General features: G+C 42.2%; 20 protein-coding genes. 18 read left to right on the top strand and 2 right to left on the bottom strand.

All coding sequences use genetic code 11. From position 1 onward, the window contains the following. From PHH40_02430 to PHH40_02390, 9 genes are all read left to right on the top strand, one after another. Positions 1 to 483 carry a DUF1905 domain-containing protein gene (locus PHH40_02430; GenBank protein MDD2766605.1) on the top strand — a complete coding sequence of 161 codons (483 nt, stop codon included), beginning with the start codon at positions 1 to 3 and terminating at the stop codon, positions 481 to 483. A gap of 46 nt (positions 484 to 529) precedes the next feature. Then, positions 530 to 886 carry a DUF1801 domain-containing protein gene (locus tag PHH40_02425; protein MDD2766604.1) on the top strand — a complete coding sequence of 119 codons (357 nt, stop codon included), beginning with the start codon at positions 530 to 532 and terminating at the stop codon, positions 884 to 886. Positions 887 to 998: 112 nt separating this feature from the next. Beyond that, positions 999 to 1,319 carry a metalloregulator ArsR/SmtB family transcription factor gene (locus tag PHH40_02420; GenBank protein MDD2766603.1) on the top strand — a complete coding sequence of 107 codons (321 nt, stop codon included), beginning with the start codon at positions 999 to 1,001 and terminating at the stop codon, positions 1,317 to 1,319. 35 nt (positions 1,320 to 1,354) lie between these two features. Next, positions 1,355 to 1,888, top strand: a complete 534-nt coding sequence (locus PHH40_02415; protein ID MDD2766602.1) for a thioredoxin domain-containing protein — start codon at positions 1,355 to 1,357, stop codon at positions 1,886 to 1,888. Position 1,889: 1 nt separating this feature from the next. Continuing rightward, positions 1,890 to 2,606 (top strand): cytochrome c biogenesis protein CcdA, encoded by a 717-nt coding sequence (locus PHH40_02410; protein ID MDD2766601.1) that lies wholly within the window; start codon positions 1,890 to 1,892, stop codon positions 2,604 to 2,606. Positions 2,607 to 2,656: 50 nt separating this feature from the next. Further along, entirely contained in the window at positions 2,657 to 3,304 is a 648-nt protein-coding gene (locus PHH40_02405) for a VTT domain-containing protein (GenBank protein MDD2766600.1), read from the top strand. Further along, positions 3,301 to 3,927: a VTT domain-containing protein gene (locus tag PHH40_02400; GenBank protein MDD2766599.1), complete on the top strand. Its 627-nt coding sequence runs from the start codon at positions 3,301 to 3,303 to the stop codon at positions 3,925 to 3,927. Before PHH40_02405 ends, PHH40_02400 begins: the two co-directional genes overlap by 4 nt. Then, a complete protein-coding gene (locus PHH40_02395) occupies positions 3,911 to 5,782 on the top strand; it encodes an FAD-dependent oxidoreductase (GenBank protein ID MDD2766598.1) in 1,872 nt (623 codons plus the stop codon). The genes PHH40_02400 and PHH40_02395 overlap by 17 nt, the downstream gene beginning before the upstream one ends. A gap of 141 nt (positions 5,783 to 5,923) precedes the next feature. Next, positions 5,924 to 6,676, top strand: coding sequence for a SurA N-terminal domain-containing protein (locus PHH40_02390; protein ID MDD2766597.1), 753 nt, complete (start codon positions 5,924 to 5,926; stop codon positions 6,674 to 6,676). Positions 6,677 to 6,735: 59 nt separating this feature from the next. Here PHH40_02390 and PHH40_02385 read toward each other — a convergent pair whose 3' ends face one another. Both PHH40_02385 and PHH40_02380 read right to left on the bottom strand, forming a co-directional pair. Further along, complete coding sequence (locus tag PHH40_02385) at positions 6,736 to 7,485, bottom strand: ComF family protein (GenBank protein ID MDD2766596.1); 750 nt, start codon at positions 7,483 to 7,485, stop codon at positions 6,736 to 6,738. Next, positions 7,476 to 9,956, bottom strand: coding sequence for an ATP-dependent Clp protease ATP-binding subunit (locus PHH40_02380; protein MDD2766595.1), 2,481 nt, complete (start codon positions 9,954 to 9,956; stop codon positions 7,476 to 7,478). Before PHH40_02380 ends, PHH40_02385 begins: the two co-directional genes overlap by 10 nt. Before the next feature lie 247 nt (positions 9,957 to 10,203). Here PHH40_02380 and pilM point away from each other — a divergent pair, with 247 nt between their 5' ends. The 9 genes from pilM (at position 10,204) to PHH40_02335 (ending at position 18,661) form a co-directional block, all read left to right on the top strand. Next, complete coding sequence (gene pilM / locus PHH40_02375) at positions 10,204 to 11,328, top strand: type IV pilus assembly protein PilM (protein MDD2766594.1); 1,125 nt, start codon at positions 10,204 to 10,206, stop codon at positions 11,326 to 11,328. A gap of 61 nt (positions 11,329 to 11,389) precedes the next feature. Beyond that, positions 11,390 to 11,905, top strand: coding sequence for a hypothetical protein (locus PHH40_02370; GenBank protein ID MDD2766593.1), 516 nt, complete (start codon positions 11,390 to 11,392; stop codon positions 11,903 to 11,905). A gap of 9 nt (positions 11,906 to 11,914) precedes the next feature. Next, positions 11,915 to 12,655, top strand: coding sequence for a hypothetical protein (locus PHH40_02365; protein MDD2766592.1), 741 nt, complete (start codon positions 11,915 to 11,917; stop codon positions 12,653 to 12,655). Between the two features lie 13 nt (positions 12,656 to 12,668). Next, on the top strand, positions 12,669 to 14,339 hold the full coding sequence (locus PHH40_02360; protein ID MDD2766591.1) for a GspE/PulE family protein: 1,671 nt from the start codon (positions 12,669 to 12,671) through the stop codon (positions 14,337 to 14,339). 42 nt (positions 14,340 to 14,381) lie between these two features. Then, positions 14,382 to 15,461: a PilT/PilU family type 4a pilus ATPase gene (locus PHH40_02355; protein ID MDD2766590.1), complete on the top strand. Its 1,080-nt coding sequence runs from the start codon at positions 14,382 to 14,384 to the stop codon at positions 15,459 to 15,461. A gap of 40 nt (positions 15,462 to 15,501) precedes the next feature. Further along, entirely contained in the window at positions 15,502 to 16,710 is a 1,209-nt protein-coding gene (locus tag PHH40_02350) for a type II secretion system F family protein (protein ID MDD2766589.1), read from the top strand. A 132-nt stretch (positions 16,711 to 16,842) separates the two neighbouring features. Then, entirely contained in the window at positions 16,843 to 17,223 is a 381-nt protein-coding gene (locus PHH40_02345; GenBank protein MDD2766588.1) for a type II secretion system protein, read from the top strand. Positions 17,224 to 17,250: 27 nt separating this feature from the next. Beyond that, complete coding sequence (locus tag PHH40_02340; GenBank protein MDD2766587.1) at positions 17,251 to 17,634, top strand: type II secretion system protein; 384 nt, start codon at positions 17,251 to 17,253, stop codon at positions 17,632 to 17,634. Positions 17,635 to 17,872: 238 nt separating this feature from the next. Continuing rightward, entirely contained in the window at positions 17,873 to 18,661 is a 789-nt protein-coding gene (locus PHH40_02335; protein MDD2766586.1) for a prepilin peptidase, read from the top strand. Positions 18,662 to 18,663: the final 2 nt, after the last annotated feature.

The raw sequence follows: 18,663 nt of genomic DNA, 5'->3' as shown, positions 1-18,663 counted from the left end.
ATGAAAAAATTCAAAGCAGAAATAAAGATTATTGGAGTGAATCCGTTTGTTTCCGTACCTGAAGATATTTTGCAGGATATATTCGATCAAGCCAAAAAAGAGAGAGGACACATTCCTATCAAAGGAACTATCAATGGAAAACCCTACAAGCAGACTTTGGTAAAATATGCTGGTGAATGGAGACTCTATATCAACACAACGATGCTCAAAAATTCTCCTCAGCGGATCAGTGAAACTGTAGAATTAACGATCACATTTGATCCTGAAAGTAGGGAAATTATTCCGCCACAGAAATTTATTCAGTCACTCGGTAGCAACGTTGAAGCAAAAAATGTTTTTGAAAGTTTATCTCCATCGAAGAAACATGAAATAGTCAGATACTTGAGCAATTTAAAAACAGAAAAGAGTCTTGATAGAAATATAGTAAGAGCAATAAATTTTTTGCTTGGCAAAGAAAGATTTGTAGGTAGGGATAAGCCGTAAAGAGTTTTTTTATTTTGTGTTTCAAAAATGTAAAAAATTGAACAATATGGAAAAGATGGAAAGTGTCGATGCGTTCATCACAAAATATCCGAAAGATATCCAAGTTATTTTGCAAAAAATACGTGCTATCGTCAGAGAAGTAGTACCGGACGTACAAGAAGTGATTGCTTATGGTATTCCCACATTCAAATTGAATGGAAAAAATCTCGTACATTTTTCCGCATTTGACAGTCATATTGGATTTTATCCGACCCCATCAGGGATAGAAGCATTCAAGGAGGAATTAGCAATATATAAGAGTGCAAAGGGTTCGGTTCAGTTTCCGCTCAATAAAACGATTCCTTATGCATTGATAAAAAAGATGATTATTTTTCGTACGGAAGAGCTAACAAGAAAAAAGTAAGTGACTGCTTTTCAATTTTCGATCGCTTTCCTCAGCAAATAAATTTTTTTTGACAGCTCTTTTCCTTTTTGTTATTATATTTAGTAGTTAAGTAAATACTTAATATAATGTTATGTTAACCAAAGAGGAATTGATGAGAGTAAAGCAAGAAATGGCGAAAAACGATAATCGTACCCAGCTCATCTTCGAGGCTTTGGGCGATCCAGGCAGGTTTCGTATTTTCCGTCTTCTGATGGATTATAAAGAACTCTGTGTCACTGAAGTTGCAGCCATATTTGATATCACTGTTTCTGCAGTTTCTCAACAGCTCAAAATCCTTGAGCGAGTTGGACTTGTCTATCGAGTCAAGACAGGGCAGATGGTGTGTTATGAAATCAAGGATGAAAAAGAGGTACAGCGAATGGTGCAGTTGTTGAAAGTTGATAAAAAATAATTGAAAATATAAATAATTTTTTAAAATAAAAGAGTATGTCTAAAGTTTGTCCAATGAGTGGGTGTCAAGAAAAAGTAGGAATGTGTGTACATGATAAAATGTTCGTAGGAATAGTACTCGTACTGATAGTAGCTGGTGGGTACATATTTCTTGCGAGAAAAAATACTCCTATTAAAAACGTTGTAAAACAAGAAAATCAGCAAAGCGTCGTGATCGAAACTGAAGAGTCGGAAGCAGTAGTAGAGACAGTGAACCAAGGCGTTGGTTCATATGAAGTGTATGATCCAGTCAAATTGGTCAAGGCTAATGACGGGAAAGTAGCACTCTTCTTCAGAGCATCTTGGTGTCCTTCGTGTAAAGCTCTCGATGCTGATATTCGTGCGCATCTAAATGAGATTCCGGCAAATGTGACTATCTTGGATGTTGATTATGACAAATATACTGATTTAAAAAAGAAATATGGCGTTGTGATGCAACACACGATTGTGCAAGTCGATGCGGACGGGAAAGAAATTGCGAAGTGGGGTGGCTCGGTGACACTGAATGATCTTGTACGTGAAATAGAATAATATGGAAATTCTTTTTTTCTCATTTCTAGCAGGAGTACTCACAATTTTAGCACCGTGCGTACTCCCTGTACTTCCTGTGATTATCGGCGGATCAGTGGTAGATCGTGATCGTCTGAGACCGTTTATTGTTACAGGATCACTCGCACTATCGATTGTTCTTTTTACATTACTTTTGAAGTCGAGTACTGCTCTGATTGCTGTGCCTCCGGAAGTCTGGAAAGGAATTTCTGGTGGCATTGTTCTTGTTTTTGGTTTTGTTACGTTCTTCCCTCAGTTGTGGGGGAAGATCGAGACTGCTTTTGGTTTTGGTAATCGATCACAAAACCTTCTGCATGATTCGCATCAGCACAGCGGGAGGTGGGGCGGGGTATTGGTTGGTATGGCGCTCGGTCCAGTTTTTTCGAGCTGTAGTCCGACATACGCACTGATAGTTGCTATAGTATTGCCACAGAGTTTTGCTGTTGGGATTGCTAATCTCATAGCGTATGCAGTTGGTCTTTCGGTGGTACTGCTACTTGTTGCGTTTTTCGGTCAGAGGGCGATTGGTAAGATGAAATGGGCTTCTGATCCGCAAGGAAAATTCAAGAAGATATTAGGAGGAATCCTTATTTTTGTTGGATTGGCTATCATATTCGGATGGGACAAAGAAGCGGAATCGTTCCTTATCGAACAGGGTTATTTTGATGTGAGTCAAATCGAAACTAAATTTCTCCGTTGAAATGTTGAAATGTCGATAGGGTACAATATAGGAAATAATAGGGAAGGGATATGTTAGAGAAGTTCTTCAATAAAAAAATAATCGGTGCAACAATTGGTTTTCTTGTTGTTGTGATTTTTTTCGTTATAGCCACCATATTTGCACAGACATATCAAAATGATATTCAAAATATTGTAAAGTATCAGGGAGTTTTTGGTATGGTCAGCTACGTTTTCATTACAGGACTCGCTATCGTGTTCGCCCCAGTCTCTACGCTTCCTCTCATACCGATTGCTGTAAGTGTATGGGGCTTTCAAATAACCAGCGTACTCTCTGTCATCGGGTGGACTATGGGTTCGCAAATTGCTTTTTTTCTCTCCCGAAGATATGGGCGTTTGTTTGTGAAAAAGTTTATTTCATTGGAGAAAATTACAAATTTTGAGAAACAACTTTCTCAGAAAAATATTTTTTGGACTATTGTGTTCCTTCGAATGATCGTTCCTGTTGATGTGCTCTCTTATGGTATCGGATTATTCTCATCCTTGTCTCATCGTCTCTTTTTTCTTTCTACATTGATAGGAGTGACTCCGTTTGCGATTCTTTTTTCTTATGCAGGTACACTTCCGATTGGTTCTCAGATGATTGTTCTCGTCGAGATAGGCGCATTTCTGATGGTAGTGTATATGATACGACAATCAATTATTCAAAAGAAAATATGAAAAAGATTATACTGATTATAGTAGTCGCCATGCTTTCACTACTGACATTTCTGTATCGGATAGAAGTGTTGTCTTTTGTAAAAAATTTGGAAGCTCAGAGTGTTGGAAATATTATGATGACAATTGGTACGCTTATTGTATTAAAAGGTCTGTTTGCTGTCATTGGTTTTCCTGGAACGCCACTCACGCTTCTGTCTGGTTCATTGCTCGGCAATTTACTCGGAACCATCACGGCGCTCGTAGGCAATACTTTGGGAGCGACACTCGCTTTTCTTTTGGCACGATATACTCTGAGAGAATATGTGCAGAATATGCTTCTCGCCAAATATCCGACTCTCAAAATCTATGAAGAAAGATTAGAAAGAAAGCCACTTGCAACGGTTATTGCTCTTCGGCTCATACCCCTCTTTCCTTTTAATGTTTTAAATTTTCTTTTTGGTTTGACGAGCGTTTCTTTGAAACAGTACATCGTAGGATCATTCTTTGGAATGATTCCGGGAACATTTTTGTTTGTGTATTTCGGAGAGTCTCTTCGAATGTTGAGTCCAGTAAATGTATTGTTTGCTCTTATTGGTATTGTTTTATTAACCTACGTAGGAAAATTTTATGAAAAAAAATTCTAATACATTTGATGTAATTGTTATTGGTGCTGGCTCAGGTGGACTCAATATCGCTGGATTTATGAATCGCGTTGGATTCTCTGTACTGCTCGTCGATAAAGAAGACCGATCTATTGGAGGAGATTGTTTGAACTTCGGTTGTGTGCCATCCAAAGCGCTGATACATGTTGCACGATTGGTACATGATGGCAGAGAGGCTAAGAAGTTTGGACTCACAATATCTGGAGCTATTGATGTGAAGAAAGTGATGGAGTATGTCTCTAAGAAACAAGAAACTATCCGTACACATGAAAACGCGGATCATTTTCGCAAGCTTGGTATGACTGTTGTATTGGGGAAGGCGCAGTTTGTTGACAGCGAAACAATCGAAGTTGCAGGTAAACAGTATTGTGGTAAAAAAATTATCCTTGCGACAGGATCTCGTCCGCGTCAATTAAGTATTCCTGGAATAGAATTGATGAAAGTATTCACGAATGAAACTATTTTTTCACTGAATACTTTACCAGAGAGACTCGTTGTAATTGGCGCTGGTCCAATCGGTATTGAACTCGGACAATCACTCGCTCTTTTAGGAACCAAAGTAACGGTTGTCGGATCAGGTCTGCTCGATAAAGAAGATCCTGAGATGGTTTCGGTGCTGAGAGAACGACTTGAAAAAGACGGAGTGGATTTCTTGCTCGGCTATAGACCAAAAGCAGTGAAAGATGGCAAGGTACTCGTGGTGAGTAATGAAGTAGGTGAAACGCGTGAAATCCTCGCAGATGCACTGCTTGTTTCTATCGGACGAGAATTGAATCTCGATGGGCTGAACCTCGAATCAGCTGGCATAGAAGTCAATGATCGAGGCGGACTTATTGTTGATTCATATTTACGAACGACGAATAAAGGTGTTCTTGTATGTGGTGATGTGGCGGGAGGGCATATGTTTACCCATGCAGCAGAGCTTCATGCGTCGCTCATTATCAAAAACTTTTTTTCTCCAATACCGAAGAAACTCAATGCCGATGCGATGGCCTGGGTGACGTATACGAGTCCGGAAATTGCCACTTTTGGACTCGATGAGAAGACTTTAAGAGAACGATCGGTGGATTATGATGTTTTGAAAAGTGATTTCTTAAGTGATGATCGTGCGATTGTAGATGAATATGTACAGGGGAAGATGAAACTTTTTGTTTCTAGAAAAGGAATTGTGCTGGGCGGTACGATGGTAGCGCATAATGCAGGAGAACTCACGCAAGAGCTCATGTTCGCTCAAGCGAATAAGCTAAGTTTGAAGAAGTTTTTGAATAAGGTGTATCCGTATCCGACTGCAACACGCATCAACCGATCGATCGCACTCCAATTTATGAGCAGAAAACTCACTGATCAATCGAAGAAACTTCTCGCATTTCTCTTTCATATGAAACAAACTCGTACTTCCCGATTATTAGCTCTTGGAGTGATCGTCTTCGGGTTTGTGTTTGTGTTATATACCGCTTCTATCGAACAAGATGACGTCACTCTCTCTGCTGTGCGCCCAGATTTGAAGAATCAGGTTTTCGCAAATCATCTGCAGTATGTGGACTATTCACCAGAGTCGTATGTCTTTGCGAAGCAATCAGGTAGAGTAGTGCTTTTCTTCGCTGCTACGACGTGGTGTTCGAATTGTGTCGTTCTTGACCAGGAAATCCGTGAGCGTTTGAATGAATTGCCTCAGGATGTAATTGTTGTGAAGGTTGATTTTGATAAGGATCGTGAAATGAAAATAAAGCATAAGGTAACCCTTCAAACAACACTGATTCTTCTTGGTAGCGAGGGGAAGGAGGTAAAGCGATGGATTGGCACAGACTTTAATCAACTATTGGACAATATTCGTTAGATAATGCTGAGCATAGACCGTTTGCGACTTGATTTTTATTGAATGACACCTTTTTCATTTTATGCTAAAATACATCAAAGAAGAAACGCTATCTTTTCTTTTTTTAAGTAAATCAGATTAATTTTTTTAGCAGATACGGTTATGGAAAATGAAACAATCAAAGAAGAAGTAAAGAAACCAGAAACAGAAGTGGTAGAAACACCAAAAACAGAAAGAATCGAGGAAGAAAGTTTTGATACAAAATCTTCGGAATCGAAAAAAACTTTGGTGATGAAAATGCAGGAATGGAAAGACTTTGTCGCAGGGACGAGCCGTACGACGAAGAGTTTCGTTGTAGTGATTGCTATCTTTGCTGTGTTTTCTCTTGCTTTCTATATGTATCGAGGAGTATTTGTCGTAGCAACAGTCAATGGAAGTCCGATCAGCCGTCTCAGTGTCGTGAAGGAACTCGAAAGCAAGGCAGGAAAGAGTATTGTGGAAACGATGATCACCAAGAAACTTATTGATGGAGAAATCAAGAAAGCAGGAATCGTGGTGAGTGATGCGGATATCGATGCAGAAATGAAGAAAATAGAAGATCAGGTATCTACACAAGGAGGAACACTCGAAGAAGCACTTGCTTCACAAGGAATGACAGTGACAGAGCTCCGTGATCAGATCATCATCAGTAAACAATTGGAGCAGGTGTTGGCGGACAAAGTGGCGGTAAGTGATGAAGAAATCAACACATATCTCGAAGAAAATAAGACGCTTCTGCCGAAAGGAACAAATTCAGAAGATATGAAGAATCAAGTGCGCGAACAACTGAAAGGACAAAAATTCAATACAGAGGCAGAGAAATGGGTGAATGATCTCAAAGAAAAAGCGAAAATTCAGTACTTCGTCGAATACTAGTTCTCCTTTTCAATCTCTCATAAAAAAAGTTACGTAATTCATTACGTAACTTTTTTGTTTTAGCGTGCGAGAACAATACCGAAAACACTCTTGGCACCAGATTTTTTGAGGACGAGAGCACATTCTTCGAGAGTTGTACCTGTTGTCGAGACATCATCGATGAGCCAGATGGATTTGTCTTGTATGAGTGATGTATATTCTGGGGCGATCGTGAATGCTCCCGTGAGATTACCCTGACGCTCTTCTTTACTTTGCGTCTTCATCTGTGGTTTGGTATATCGGGTGCGGAGCAATACGTTTGCGAGTACCAGAGTATCGAGACCCGGAGTGAGTGTATCCGCGAGTACTTCTGCGATGAGGAGGGACTGATTGAACCCACGAAATCGCAGTCGTCTGGGATGGAGTGGGACAGGGATGATGGCATCAGGGAGGGGAAGATTGGTCTCTTGTACCCTCTCTGCGAGCCAGGTACCGAGCGAGGAGGCGAGAGGCGCAATAAATCGGTATTTGAACGTATGAAGCGTGTGAGATACAAGAGGAAATCGGTAGATCGATCCAGCGAAGAGTCCGTCGAGAGCGCTTTTTCCGACACAGTCGAAGCAGACCTCTCCTCGTGGTGTCGTATTTCGTACACATGTCGGACATCGTTGTTCTAGTCGACGGGGAAATATCTGGAGACAGTGATCGCAGAGAGCAGTCCCGTATGCGCCACAGCCCAGACAAAAAACAGGGAAGAATGTATCGAGACACGAGTCCCAGAATGTCCTGAAGGCAGGAGAACGAAAAAATGAAGCAATAGTTAGATGCACAAAACAGAATCTTTTTTCAACGAAAGACGAAGTGTTTTTTTGTTAGGCATATCGAGGAGTCTCGTCGCAATACTTCTTTCTACTATATCCTGTATATTTTTCTTGACGAGACGAGCACCTTGTTCTGGCGCAAAGCTTTTCTTGGCAATATACTGTTCGAGCGATCGAGGATAGGTGAGTGTGATACCTTGTTTTTCGAGTCGTCTGACAAGTGAGGAGAGTTCGAGAGCGACAACCTGTTCGACTGCTTTTTCACTCAGGGCATTAAACACAAGCGTGTGGTCGAGACGAGCGAGGAGTTCTGGACGAAGTTCTTTCTTGAGAGTGTTCAGTACCTCGCGTTTGATTGAATCGAATTGTTCGTGGAGATCTGAAGTATTGATATTCTTGGCAAAACCGATACGAGCGGTCTGCGTGAAAGAGCTCGTACCAATATTGGATGTGAGTACAATAAGCGTGTTACGGAAGCTCACCTTGCGTCCTTCGGCATCGGTAAGTACCCCTTCGTCTAAGATCTGAAGGAGAATATTGAAGATATCGGGATGTGCTTTTTCGATTTCATCGAATAATATGACAGAATAGGGTTTACGACGGACTTGTTCGGTCAATTTTCCGCCTTCACCATACCCGATATATCCTGCGGGAGCACCGAGAATCTGTGCGACACTGTGACGTTCCATAAACTCGCTCATATCGAGACGGATGAGATTGTTTTCATCACCGAAGAATTCCCGAGCGAGAATTTTGGCAGTGAGTGTCTTGCCGACTCCTGTAGGACCAAGGAAGAGGAATGATCCAAGAGGACGATCAGGGTCACCGATATTCGAAAGTGATCGAGTCAGTGTTTGTTCGAGCGCCTGACTCACTTCTGCCTGACCGACGAGGTATTGTCCGAGAGCCTTCTGTATATGAGTGAGTTTCTGGCGCGGATTTTCTTTGGCAAGTTTCGCAAAAGGAATATGTGCCATATGTGAGACGGTTTTGAGAATGTGCTCGAGAGTGACTACGACACGCTCACTTTCTGGATGGTGTTTGTGTGCTACTTGGAGTCCAGCGATTTTTTTCTGAAGAGTTTTTTCTCGAGCGAGCCACTTACCAGCATCATCGTATTTCTCACCTTGGATGAGTGATTCCTTGAGTTCTTTTGTGGTGATGAGTTCTTCCTCGAGTTCCATCAAGAGTTTGATAGTTTCGGAAGCTTCACGTTTTTGCTTGGCGAGAGCAGATGCCTCATCGATGATATCGAGCGCTTTGTCTGGCAAGAAACGATCAGGGATGAACCGAACACTCATATCGACAGCGGTATCGATCACATCCTTTGAGAGAGCGATGTGATGAAAGTCCTCGTAACTTTTTTTGATATTCCAGAGAATTTCTTTGGTTTCTTCGACGGTTGGTTCTGCGACGATGACAGACTGAAAACGACGATCGAGCGCAGGATCTTTTTCGATATGACGCTTGTATTCAGCAAAAGTGGTCGCTCCTATCACTTGGATTTCGCCACGAGAGAGAGCAGGTTTGAGTATGTTCGCTGCATCGAGGCCACCGCTCGTATTGCCCGCTCCGACAATCGTATGTATCTCATCGATGAAAAGAATGATGTTTTTGTTTTGCATTGCTTCACGCAGGATTTCTTTGAGACGCGATTCGAATTCGCCACGGAAATTGGTCCCTGCCACGACGAGTGTGAGGTCGAGGAGGAGAATACGTTTGCCATGAAGTGAATGAGGAGCACCACCAGACGAGATCATCTTGGCGAGAGCGGCTACGAGAGCTGTCTTTCCGACACCTGGCTCACCGATAAGGAGGGGGTTGTTCTTCTGTTTCCGAGTGAGTATTTGTATGATGCGGTCAGTCTCATTCTCTCGTCCGATGAGGATATCGCTCGCATAGACTGACCCTTTGGCCATATCGACAGCGTACTGATCGAGAAATGGAGTGAGGCCTCTGGAAGTGGTTTGTTTGGTCAGGAGATTGTCAGGAAGATCGAGCATTTTGGCGAGTTGAGGAAAATGATCGAAATTGAGGTGCGCTTTGAATGTAGATTGTATCTTGGCTCGACTGATGTGAAGTGTCACGAGTATTTTTTCGAGTGCATTTTTTTCTTCTGATTCAAAAAGGGCAAAAGCGAGGTGTTCCGTACCAACATAGGGATAATGGAATTGATTGGCGAGAGCATAGGAACGACGAAGAATATCTTTGACCGATGAAGAGAGTGGTATGACGGTTGATTCAGGAAGTATTTTTCCGCCTGTTTTTTTCTTGAAACAGAGTTTGGCAAGAGATTCTTTCTCGAAACCCATATTTTCGAGAAGTATGCTCCCGAGACTCGTCTGTTCGAGAAAGAGAGCAATGAGGAGGTGTTCTGGTTCTATCGTGTTGTGTCGGGTGAAACGAGCAATATCACGAGCCTCTTTCAGACTGTGTTTCGCGTGGAGTGTCAATTTTTGGCTGAAATTCGTTTCAAACATACATTTTTATGGAAATCATACATACTCTCTATGAGATAAATAGAGTACATCTATTCTATTTTTTCTCAAGCGATATGTCAATGTCAGTCTTCTTGTTTTCTTGTGCTCTTTCACAAGAGAAGAGAAAGCATTTTTTGTATGGAAAATGGAGAGAGAATGACATGATGAGAAGGATGGAGAAATATTTTGGTTCTTTCTCAAAATGTGCTATAGTATTTTTGTAGAAAGAAAATATAAATACACATATATGGCATTTGGTTTTGGAACACCTCATTTCCTCGGTATTGATTTCGGAACGGGTTCGATAAAAGCTGTGGAACTTTCTCTCAAAAATAATCAACCTGTACTCGTCAATTACGGACAGGTCTATGTCAATCAATCTGTCGGTGACGATCCGGCTGTCTCGTATGAACAACAGACCATCGACTATCTGAAGACGTTACAGCAGAATATGAAACCAGAAAGTGTGTCGGCATACATGGCGATGCCTGCTTTTTCAGGACTGATATTTTTTGTTGAGCTTCCTCTTATGGAAGAGTCAGAGCTCAAAGAAGCCGTACGCTTTGAAGCACGAAAATACATCCCTTCATCTTTGGATGAAATCGCTCTGAGCTGGAAAGTGATCGGTGTCGTGGATACTCCTGACAAAGGAAAACAAATGGAAGTTCTGCTCGTATCAGCTCTCAACAAAGAAATTGCACGTTATGAGCGATATGCGATAGAAACTGGCCTGAAAATAGACACACTCGAACTCGAAACATTTTCTCTGACACGATCAATTGTCGGGAATGAAAAGGGCGTGTTTCTTATTATCGATATCGGTTCTCGCGCGACCAATCTCATCTTGGTGGACAATGGCATAGTGAAAATCAGTCGCAATCTCGATACTGGCGGGAGAGACGTGACTCATGTCATACAGGAGAGTCTCGGCGTGACGAATGAACGAGCCGAATCATTGAAAAAGAGTGGAAAAAATTTCTTTACTTCCCAAGGAACGAGCCTCTCTTTTCTTTCGTTGCAATCCATCGGGAACGAAGCTCTGCGGATGCTCGAGTCATATCAAGTGAAACACCCCGAAACAAAATGTGAGAAAGTATTTCTTTCGGGTGGGACAGCGCATTTTGCTGGTATTGTCGACTATTATACTGAACTACTGCATCTGCCTGTGGTGATGGGTAATCCTTGGCAACGTATCCAATATGATTCAGCACTCGAAACTCAGATTCAAGAGCTCGGCACATCCTTCTCTGTAGCAGTCGGACTTGCTCTTGCAGGAGTTGACGCTCTCTCAGCAGAGAAAGAAAATACCGAAAATCCTCTCATGACAAAAAAGAAATTTTCTTTCAAAGATATATTTACAAAAAAATTATGAAGTAAAAAGAATTGTTCTCATTTTTTTTCATATCTAAATCAAAATAATAAAACATAAAAAAATGGAAGGGATCAATCTCTCATCATCAGTGCCAGAGCGGAGCAGGGAAACGTCACGGTTTTTCAATAGCTCGTCTCTTATTATTTTTGTATTCTTTCTCCTTTTGGCAGTATGGGGTGGGATGCAATTCTATATCAAATCATTGGATAAAACGTTTTCTGAAAAACAAACTCTCCTTGCGACAAACTCTCAGGATATTAAAGGAGCGAAAGTGGATCGGATCGCTGCACTGGATGCTCGTGTGACTTTTGCTCGAGATCAAATAAAAACTGCTGTAAATACGGATGAGATATTGAATCAGCTCGAATCTTCTGTTATTTCAAATATCCGTTTGACAAAATATGAATTCAACAAGGAGACAGGGTCTGTTTCGATAGAAGGTGAGACAGATGATTTCAAATACATAGCCCAACAAATTGCGAGTTTCAAAACAAATGGGCTGGCCCGGGATGTTGCCGTTGAATCACTAGAGAGAAAAGAAGGGATTGTGCAGTTTACTTTCAAAATAACCCTTTAATTTATATCTATGATCAAAATACTTCTTCTCCCATTTTTCCTCCTCCTTTCGGTTATTGTTGCCATTCTCTATATCAAGCCTTCTTTCGATGATATTCTGACAAAAAGAGACGCTATTGCTTCGGTAGACGAGAAACTTGCTATTGCCAGTGCTGTATCGTCAAATATCACACGATTTGATCAACTGATCGACCAAGAGAAAGAGACGGAAGATTTTTTCTTTCAGTATCTCCCTCTCAAGATGGATCAGGAGCAATTCATCGATGCTTTCAGTTTTCTCGCGACACAGAGAGGTCTCTACATTTCAGATATGAAAGTCGAAGTAGTTGCAAAAGATGCCACTCTTGAAGAAGACAGTCTGCCTGTCGATGATACCTCCGTCGCTCCGAAGACGGTTTTTCAACCGAAGAAAATATCGTTTACTGGTTCTGCGAATGGATCGTATGAGAATATCAAGACATTTTTTGCTCTGATGAATCATATGAATCGTTACCAAGAGATGCAATTCTTTTCTATAGAAGAAGAAAAGAAAGAATCGACATCTCCTGAGGTGGCATCAGGAAACCTGAAAGGTACTTTTTCAGTGGTGTATGGTTTCCTTCCTAAAAAAACTGTTTCGTCTGCTCTTGATATGCCTCTCTTTACGAATGGTGAATTGAAACTCGCTGAGATAAGTACTCTCAAGAGTCTTATTACTGATATTCCCGCCCTTCAGAAGACGCCATCTGGCAAACCAAATCCTTTCCAATAAATCTGCGTTTATTATGCCAGAAGCTACAGCAACATCACAAACACTCGATGTCGAAGAGACAGAGCTCGCCGAACGTGCTAAAAAACTCGGCATTGCTCTTCTGTCTGTTATTCCGAGAGAATTGGACAAGACAATCCTCGCTCTCATTCCCGAAGATACTGCAAGAAGGTATCAGATGGTTCCCTTCAAGAAAACCAAGTCTGCACTTTCTATCGCCATGGTAGATCCGGAAGATTATGAGGCTTTGAATGTACTCCGTTTTCTTGCCGAGAAAGAGCATATCACTATACAGATCACACTTGTTTCAAAGAAAATTTTTGCTGAAATTGCCAAATATTATACGAGTGCGGATATAGCACTGAGAGATGCTATTGTCTCTCTCAAAAAAAATGCAGATGAAAATATTCAAGGGACTGCCAGACAGAGTCGAGAAGGTGTTGCTGTCGAAGGATTTCAGGATGCTCCTATTGCCAACCTTGTCGAAACCATTGTCCAAAAATCTATCGACGGGAGAGCGAGCGATATCCATATCGAACCTATCGAGAATAATTTTCGTGTTCGTTTTCGTGTGGACGGTATCCTCCAGTCACAGCTTATTTTTCCTATAGAAATAGGTCGGGCAGTGATCGCTCGTATCAAGATTCTGGCCAATCTCAAGATAGATGAGAAGCGTAAACCACAAGATGGTCGTTTCCAATTCGATAAACAGGATGGTACCTCTATCGATTTACGTGTATCCAGTCTTCCTGTTGTCGAAGGAGAAAAAATCGTGATGCGTGTTCTCGACAAGAGTGCGAACTCGACGGATATGGAAGAACTCGGACTTTGGGGAAGAAATCGTACTGTTCTCGAAAAACGTATACAAGAACCATACGGAGTTGTTCTCCTCACTGGACCGACTGGTTCAGGAAAGACGACAACACTCTATTCCTTTTTGCAAACTTTGAATAAGGAAGATCGCAATATCGTCACTCTCGAAGATCCTGTTGAATACTATGTTGAAGGAATCAATCAGAGTCAGATCAAACCAGAAATCGGTTATACGTTTGCGAGTGGACTCCGATCTATCCTCCGTCAAGATCCAAACGTGATCATGGTGGGAGAAATCCGTGATGTGGAGACGGCAGAACTCGTGATTCACGCTGCTCTCACAGGACACCTCGTTTTTTCGACGCTCCATACGAATGATGCACTAGGTTCTATTCCACGTCTGATCGATATGGGGATGGAACCATTCCTCCTGGCCTCGGCCCTCCAAGTCGTGGCGGCTCAGCGCCTCGTACGTCGTCTGTGCGAACACTGCAAAGAAGAGTTTTTCCCTTCCCCAGAACAAGAAAAGTATATTCGAGAATTGTTCGAAGCTATTCCTCTTGAGGAAATAGTCGCATTCGGTTTCGATAAAAAGCAAGAAATGGTATTCGCGAGAGGAAAAGGGTGTGAAAAATGCAACCAATCCGGATACAAGGGACGTATCGCTATTTATGAGGTTATAGAAGTAGACAATATAATGCGTGCGATCATCTCTGATAAAAAAGGAAATGAAGGGGAGACGCGACAAGCAGCTATCAATCAGGGTATGACAACGATGAAACAGAATGGTATCCTCGTGGCTCTCAAAAAAATCACTTCACTCGAAGAAATCGAACGCGTGACACAGGGATCGATTCTCGTCGATGAAGAATAGAGACAAAAGAAAACAACGTGATATCTGATAAAAAATAAAAAAATGGATACTCTAGACGTAGAACAACGATTGAAGAAACTTCTCCTCCTGATGGGTCAGCAGGGAGCTTCTGATTTACATCTTGTGGTCGGTCGTTACCCGACATTTCGTATCGATGGCAAACTCCGTCCAGTCGGAGAAGAGACCATCCTGACTCCTGCTGATACCAAGGCACTGAGTGGAATTCTCTTGACCGAAGAAAAAAAACAAGAGCTCGTCTCTCTCGGACAGACAGACTTTTCCTATAGTCTCGATGACACGATCCGTTTTCGTACGAACGTCTTTCTTCAGAAAGGATATATCAGTATTACCATGCGGTTCGTGATGGATCGATTGCGTAACCTCGAAGAATTGAGTATCCCAGAGTCTCTCTACGAATTTGCCAAGTATTCCCAAGGGTTGGTGCTCATCACGGGTCCAGTCGGCCATGGTAAATCGACGACACTCGCTGCTCTCATTGATTATATCAATCACAATCAAGAAAAACACATCGTCACTATCGAAGACCCGATCGAGTTTGTCTATAATCAGGACCGATGTATCATCAACCAGCGTGAGATCGGACGTGATGCCAAGAGTTTTCCCGATGCACTCCGAGCTATTTTTCGTGAAGACGTGAACGTAGTACTCCTCGGTGAGCTCCGTGATCTCGAAACCATCAGTACTGCGATGACCGCTGCCGAGACAGGACACCTCATCTTTGCAACTCTCCATACCAATGACAGTACACAGACCATCGATCGTATTATCGACGTTTTCCCATCACACCAGCAGAACCAGATTCGTTTCCAGTTGGCGAGTGTGCTTCTCGGTGTTGTCTCACAACGATTGATCCCTCGTATCGGCGGTGGACGTATACCTGCCGTAGAACTGATGTTTAGGAACCATGCAGTAGAAAACCTCATACGCGAGAACAAGATCAATCAGATCGACTCAGTGATCGAAACAGGACTGAAAGAGGGGATGATATCACTCGATCGTGTTTTGGCTGATTATGTGAGAAAAGGGTTGATCAGTGTGGATGATGCCTTCTCTTTTGCGAAGAATCGTGATTATCTCCAGATGCTTATGAGTAAAGAATAGAAAGAAGTTGTGTTGTTATTAAAATACTAAGCACGAGTATATGAAATTTTTATTCAAAGCCAAGAACGATGCAGGGCAGATACGTGAAGGGGTGATCGAAGCGATCAGTCAGGATCTCGCTGCCAAGATTCTCGAGAAGAATGGGTATACACCAATCACGATTGCAGAGGACAAAACCGTTGATTTTTTCGGGAAAAATTTTGCAAAAATGTTGAACGGTGTCAGTCAGAAGGAATTGATGATTTTCTTTCGTCAGTTGGCGACACTCGTCGAGGCACGCGTTTCCATTGTCCTCTCTCTCCAAACTATCGGTGAACAATCAGAAAATCAGTATTTGCGAATTATCATCAACGAAATCGGTAATGATATCAAGGATGGTGCGTCGTTCTCTGACGCTCTCGGAAAACATGAGGACGTCTTTTCTTCACTCACAGTCAGTATGATCCGTGCCGGAGAAGTATCGGGCAACCTGCGACAGTCTCTCGAGTTTGTCGCTCAGAGTATCCAGAAAAATTATGAGCTCACGTCCAAGATAAAGAGTGCTCTGTACTATCCAGCCTTCGTTCTTTCTTTTGCGTTCATCGTCGGATTTCTCGTCGTGACATTCATCCTCCCGAAAATCACCGTGATGATCAAGGATCTCAACGTTCCTATTCCATGGTATACCAAGGTACTCATCAATTTCGGAGACTTTATGAGCGAGTATTGGATAGGGACTCTTTTCCTTATTGCAGCTCTCATAGGCGGTATCGTGTACTATCTGAAGACCGATGAAGGGAAATATGAGTGGCAGATCATCGCCCTCAAGATTCCTGTAGTAGGAGGACTCCTTCGTAATATCTATATCACCCGTTTTGCAGAGAACCTGAGTGCTCTCCTCGTGAGTGGTATCCCTGTCGTACGATCGCTCATCATCGTCGCAGATGTCGTCGGGAATCATGTATACAAAGAGATGATTCTCAAAGCAGCCGAAGATGTCAAAGTAGGAGGATCGATGAGTACTTCTTTCTTGCAAGCGAGAGATATGCCGATGATCGTCGCTCAAATGATCCGTATCGGTGAAGAATCAGGAACACTCCCACAGGTATTGAATAGCGTCGGAACATTCTATAACCAAGAAGTAGATACGACGACCAAGAACCTCACCTCACTGATGGAACCAGTAATGATCGTGCTCCTCGGTATCGGTGTCGGTATATTGGTTGTCGGTGTGCTCATGCCGATCTACAATGTCGCTGGTCAATTGTAAGGGTTGACAAAATTGAAATATGATTGGTGTGTGGGTTTACAATATTTCCGAAAAAATGTATACTGAAAACAAGTGTATGAATGAAAAATTTCACACAAAAAATAAAAACATAAAAAGAAAGGAGGTGAGAATATGAAAAATATAAAGAAGGGTTTTACCCTTATCGAACTCCTCATCGTTATTGCCATCATTGGTATTCTCGCCTCAGTTGTGTTGGTGAGCTTGTCTGGAGCAAGAGCAAAGGCTCAGAAGGCATCTTTCAAATCAGAAGTGACTGGAGCTGTTCCTGGTTTTATTTCTGCTTGTGATGATGCATTGATTGCTCTACCTGCTGATACTGCTACAACAAACTGGGCAGGAGCCTCAATTGATCTCAACGATTGTGGGCCTACAGGCGATGGACAAATTACGATTACAGGTATCGCTCCTTTTGCTACTCTTACCGGTTGCACAGGCGCAGATATCAATGTCAACACCACAGGAAGTGGTCCTGATTTTACCAATTGTCCATAAGTATATCTAAAAAATAAAAGTAATTGTATGAAAAAAGTATTGAAGGGTTTTACCCTTATCGAACTCCTCATCGTTATTGCCATCATTGGTATTCTCGCCTCAGTTGTGTTGGTGAGTTTGTCTGGAGCTCGTGTCAAAGCTCAAGTAGCATCTTTCAAATCAGAAGTATCAGGAGCTATTCCTGGATTAACTATTGCATGTGATACCGCTGTTTTAACAGCCGCTAATCTTCCAGTAACTTCGAATCATACCGTAGGGGTCATAGTCACAGGTGGTTCTACAGCTGATTGTGGCGTGAGTGGTAGTGGTGTTTTTGATGTTACCGTTTCTCCAGTTGTATCGGCCGTGAATACGGCTTGTGGATTGACGCATATTACCAATACAGGCATCACATACACAAATGCTTGTTAAAAAATCGAGCACTTTTTTAGAACAGTCCCATCTATGATGGGCTGTTTTTTTTATCTATAATATGATGATATAAGATATAAAAAGAAAGAAATGATCTTAGCACATTTATTGAGTAGAATCTTTTATGTTCAAAATGTAATACGTCGTCCAAGAATAAAGAAGACTAAGGACGTTCTCTATATCATTGATATTATTTCAGTGATATACTGAGAATAAATAATGATATTAAATATTTCCTATGAATTTTTTCTTCATCTTTTTTGTTTTTGGACTCATCATCGGGAGCTTTCTCAATGTGCTTGTGTATCGATTGCGAGATGCCGAGACGCTCATGGGACGGTCGTTTTGTCGCCAGTGCAAACATCAGATACGCTGGTATGACAACATTCCTCTCGTGAGTTTCATTGTACTCCGTGGCTCGTGCCGAGACTGTGAAACGCGGATTTCTTGGCAGTATCCTGCTCTCGAGCTTCTGACGGGTATTGTATTTGGTCTGATCGGATATCTGTTCTTCGACCCGCTCGTCGGATCAGCTCTCTCTGAAACGCTCTGGCTTGTTGTGACGGTGAGTTGTCTCCTCGTCATCGGAGCGTATGATCTCCGTTTTATGGAAATACCGATGATAGTACTTGGTGTGAGTGCGGTCGCCACACTTCTCTATCTCGTGCAGACATTTCTCCTTTCGGGAGAGGCGTTCCTCGCTTCATCGCTCTGGTACGGGCTTCTCGGTGCATTCGTCATCGGGGGATTCTTCTTCCTTCTTGTGTGGATGTCGCACGAGACATGGATGGGATGGGGAGATGTGTGGCTCGGTGCGGTCGCGGGACTCATCGTCGGATTGCCACTCGTTCTTCCGATGCTCACATTATCGTTTGGTCTCGGGGCGCTCGTCGGTCTCGTCGCTATTGCGCTCCAGAAGAAGGGGATGAAGAGTCAGATACCGTTTGCTCCATTCCTCACCGCAGGAATCATACTCATTCTTTTTAGTGCCAAGTTTTTCCCTTTCTTTTCATTGTTTGTGATTTAGTG

This window comes from Candidatus Moraniibacteriota bacterium, from assembly GCA_028688415.1.
In the GTDB taxonomy this organism is placed as follows: Bacteria; Patescibacteriota; Minisyncoccia; order Moranbacterales; family UBA1568; genus UBA1568.
This window is presented reverse-complemented; position numbering and strand designations above follow the sequence as displayed.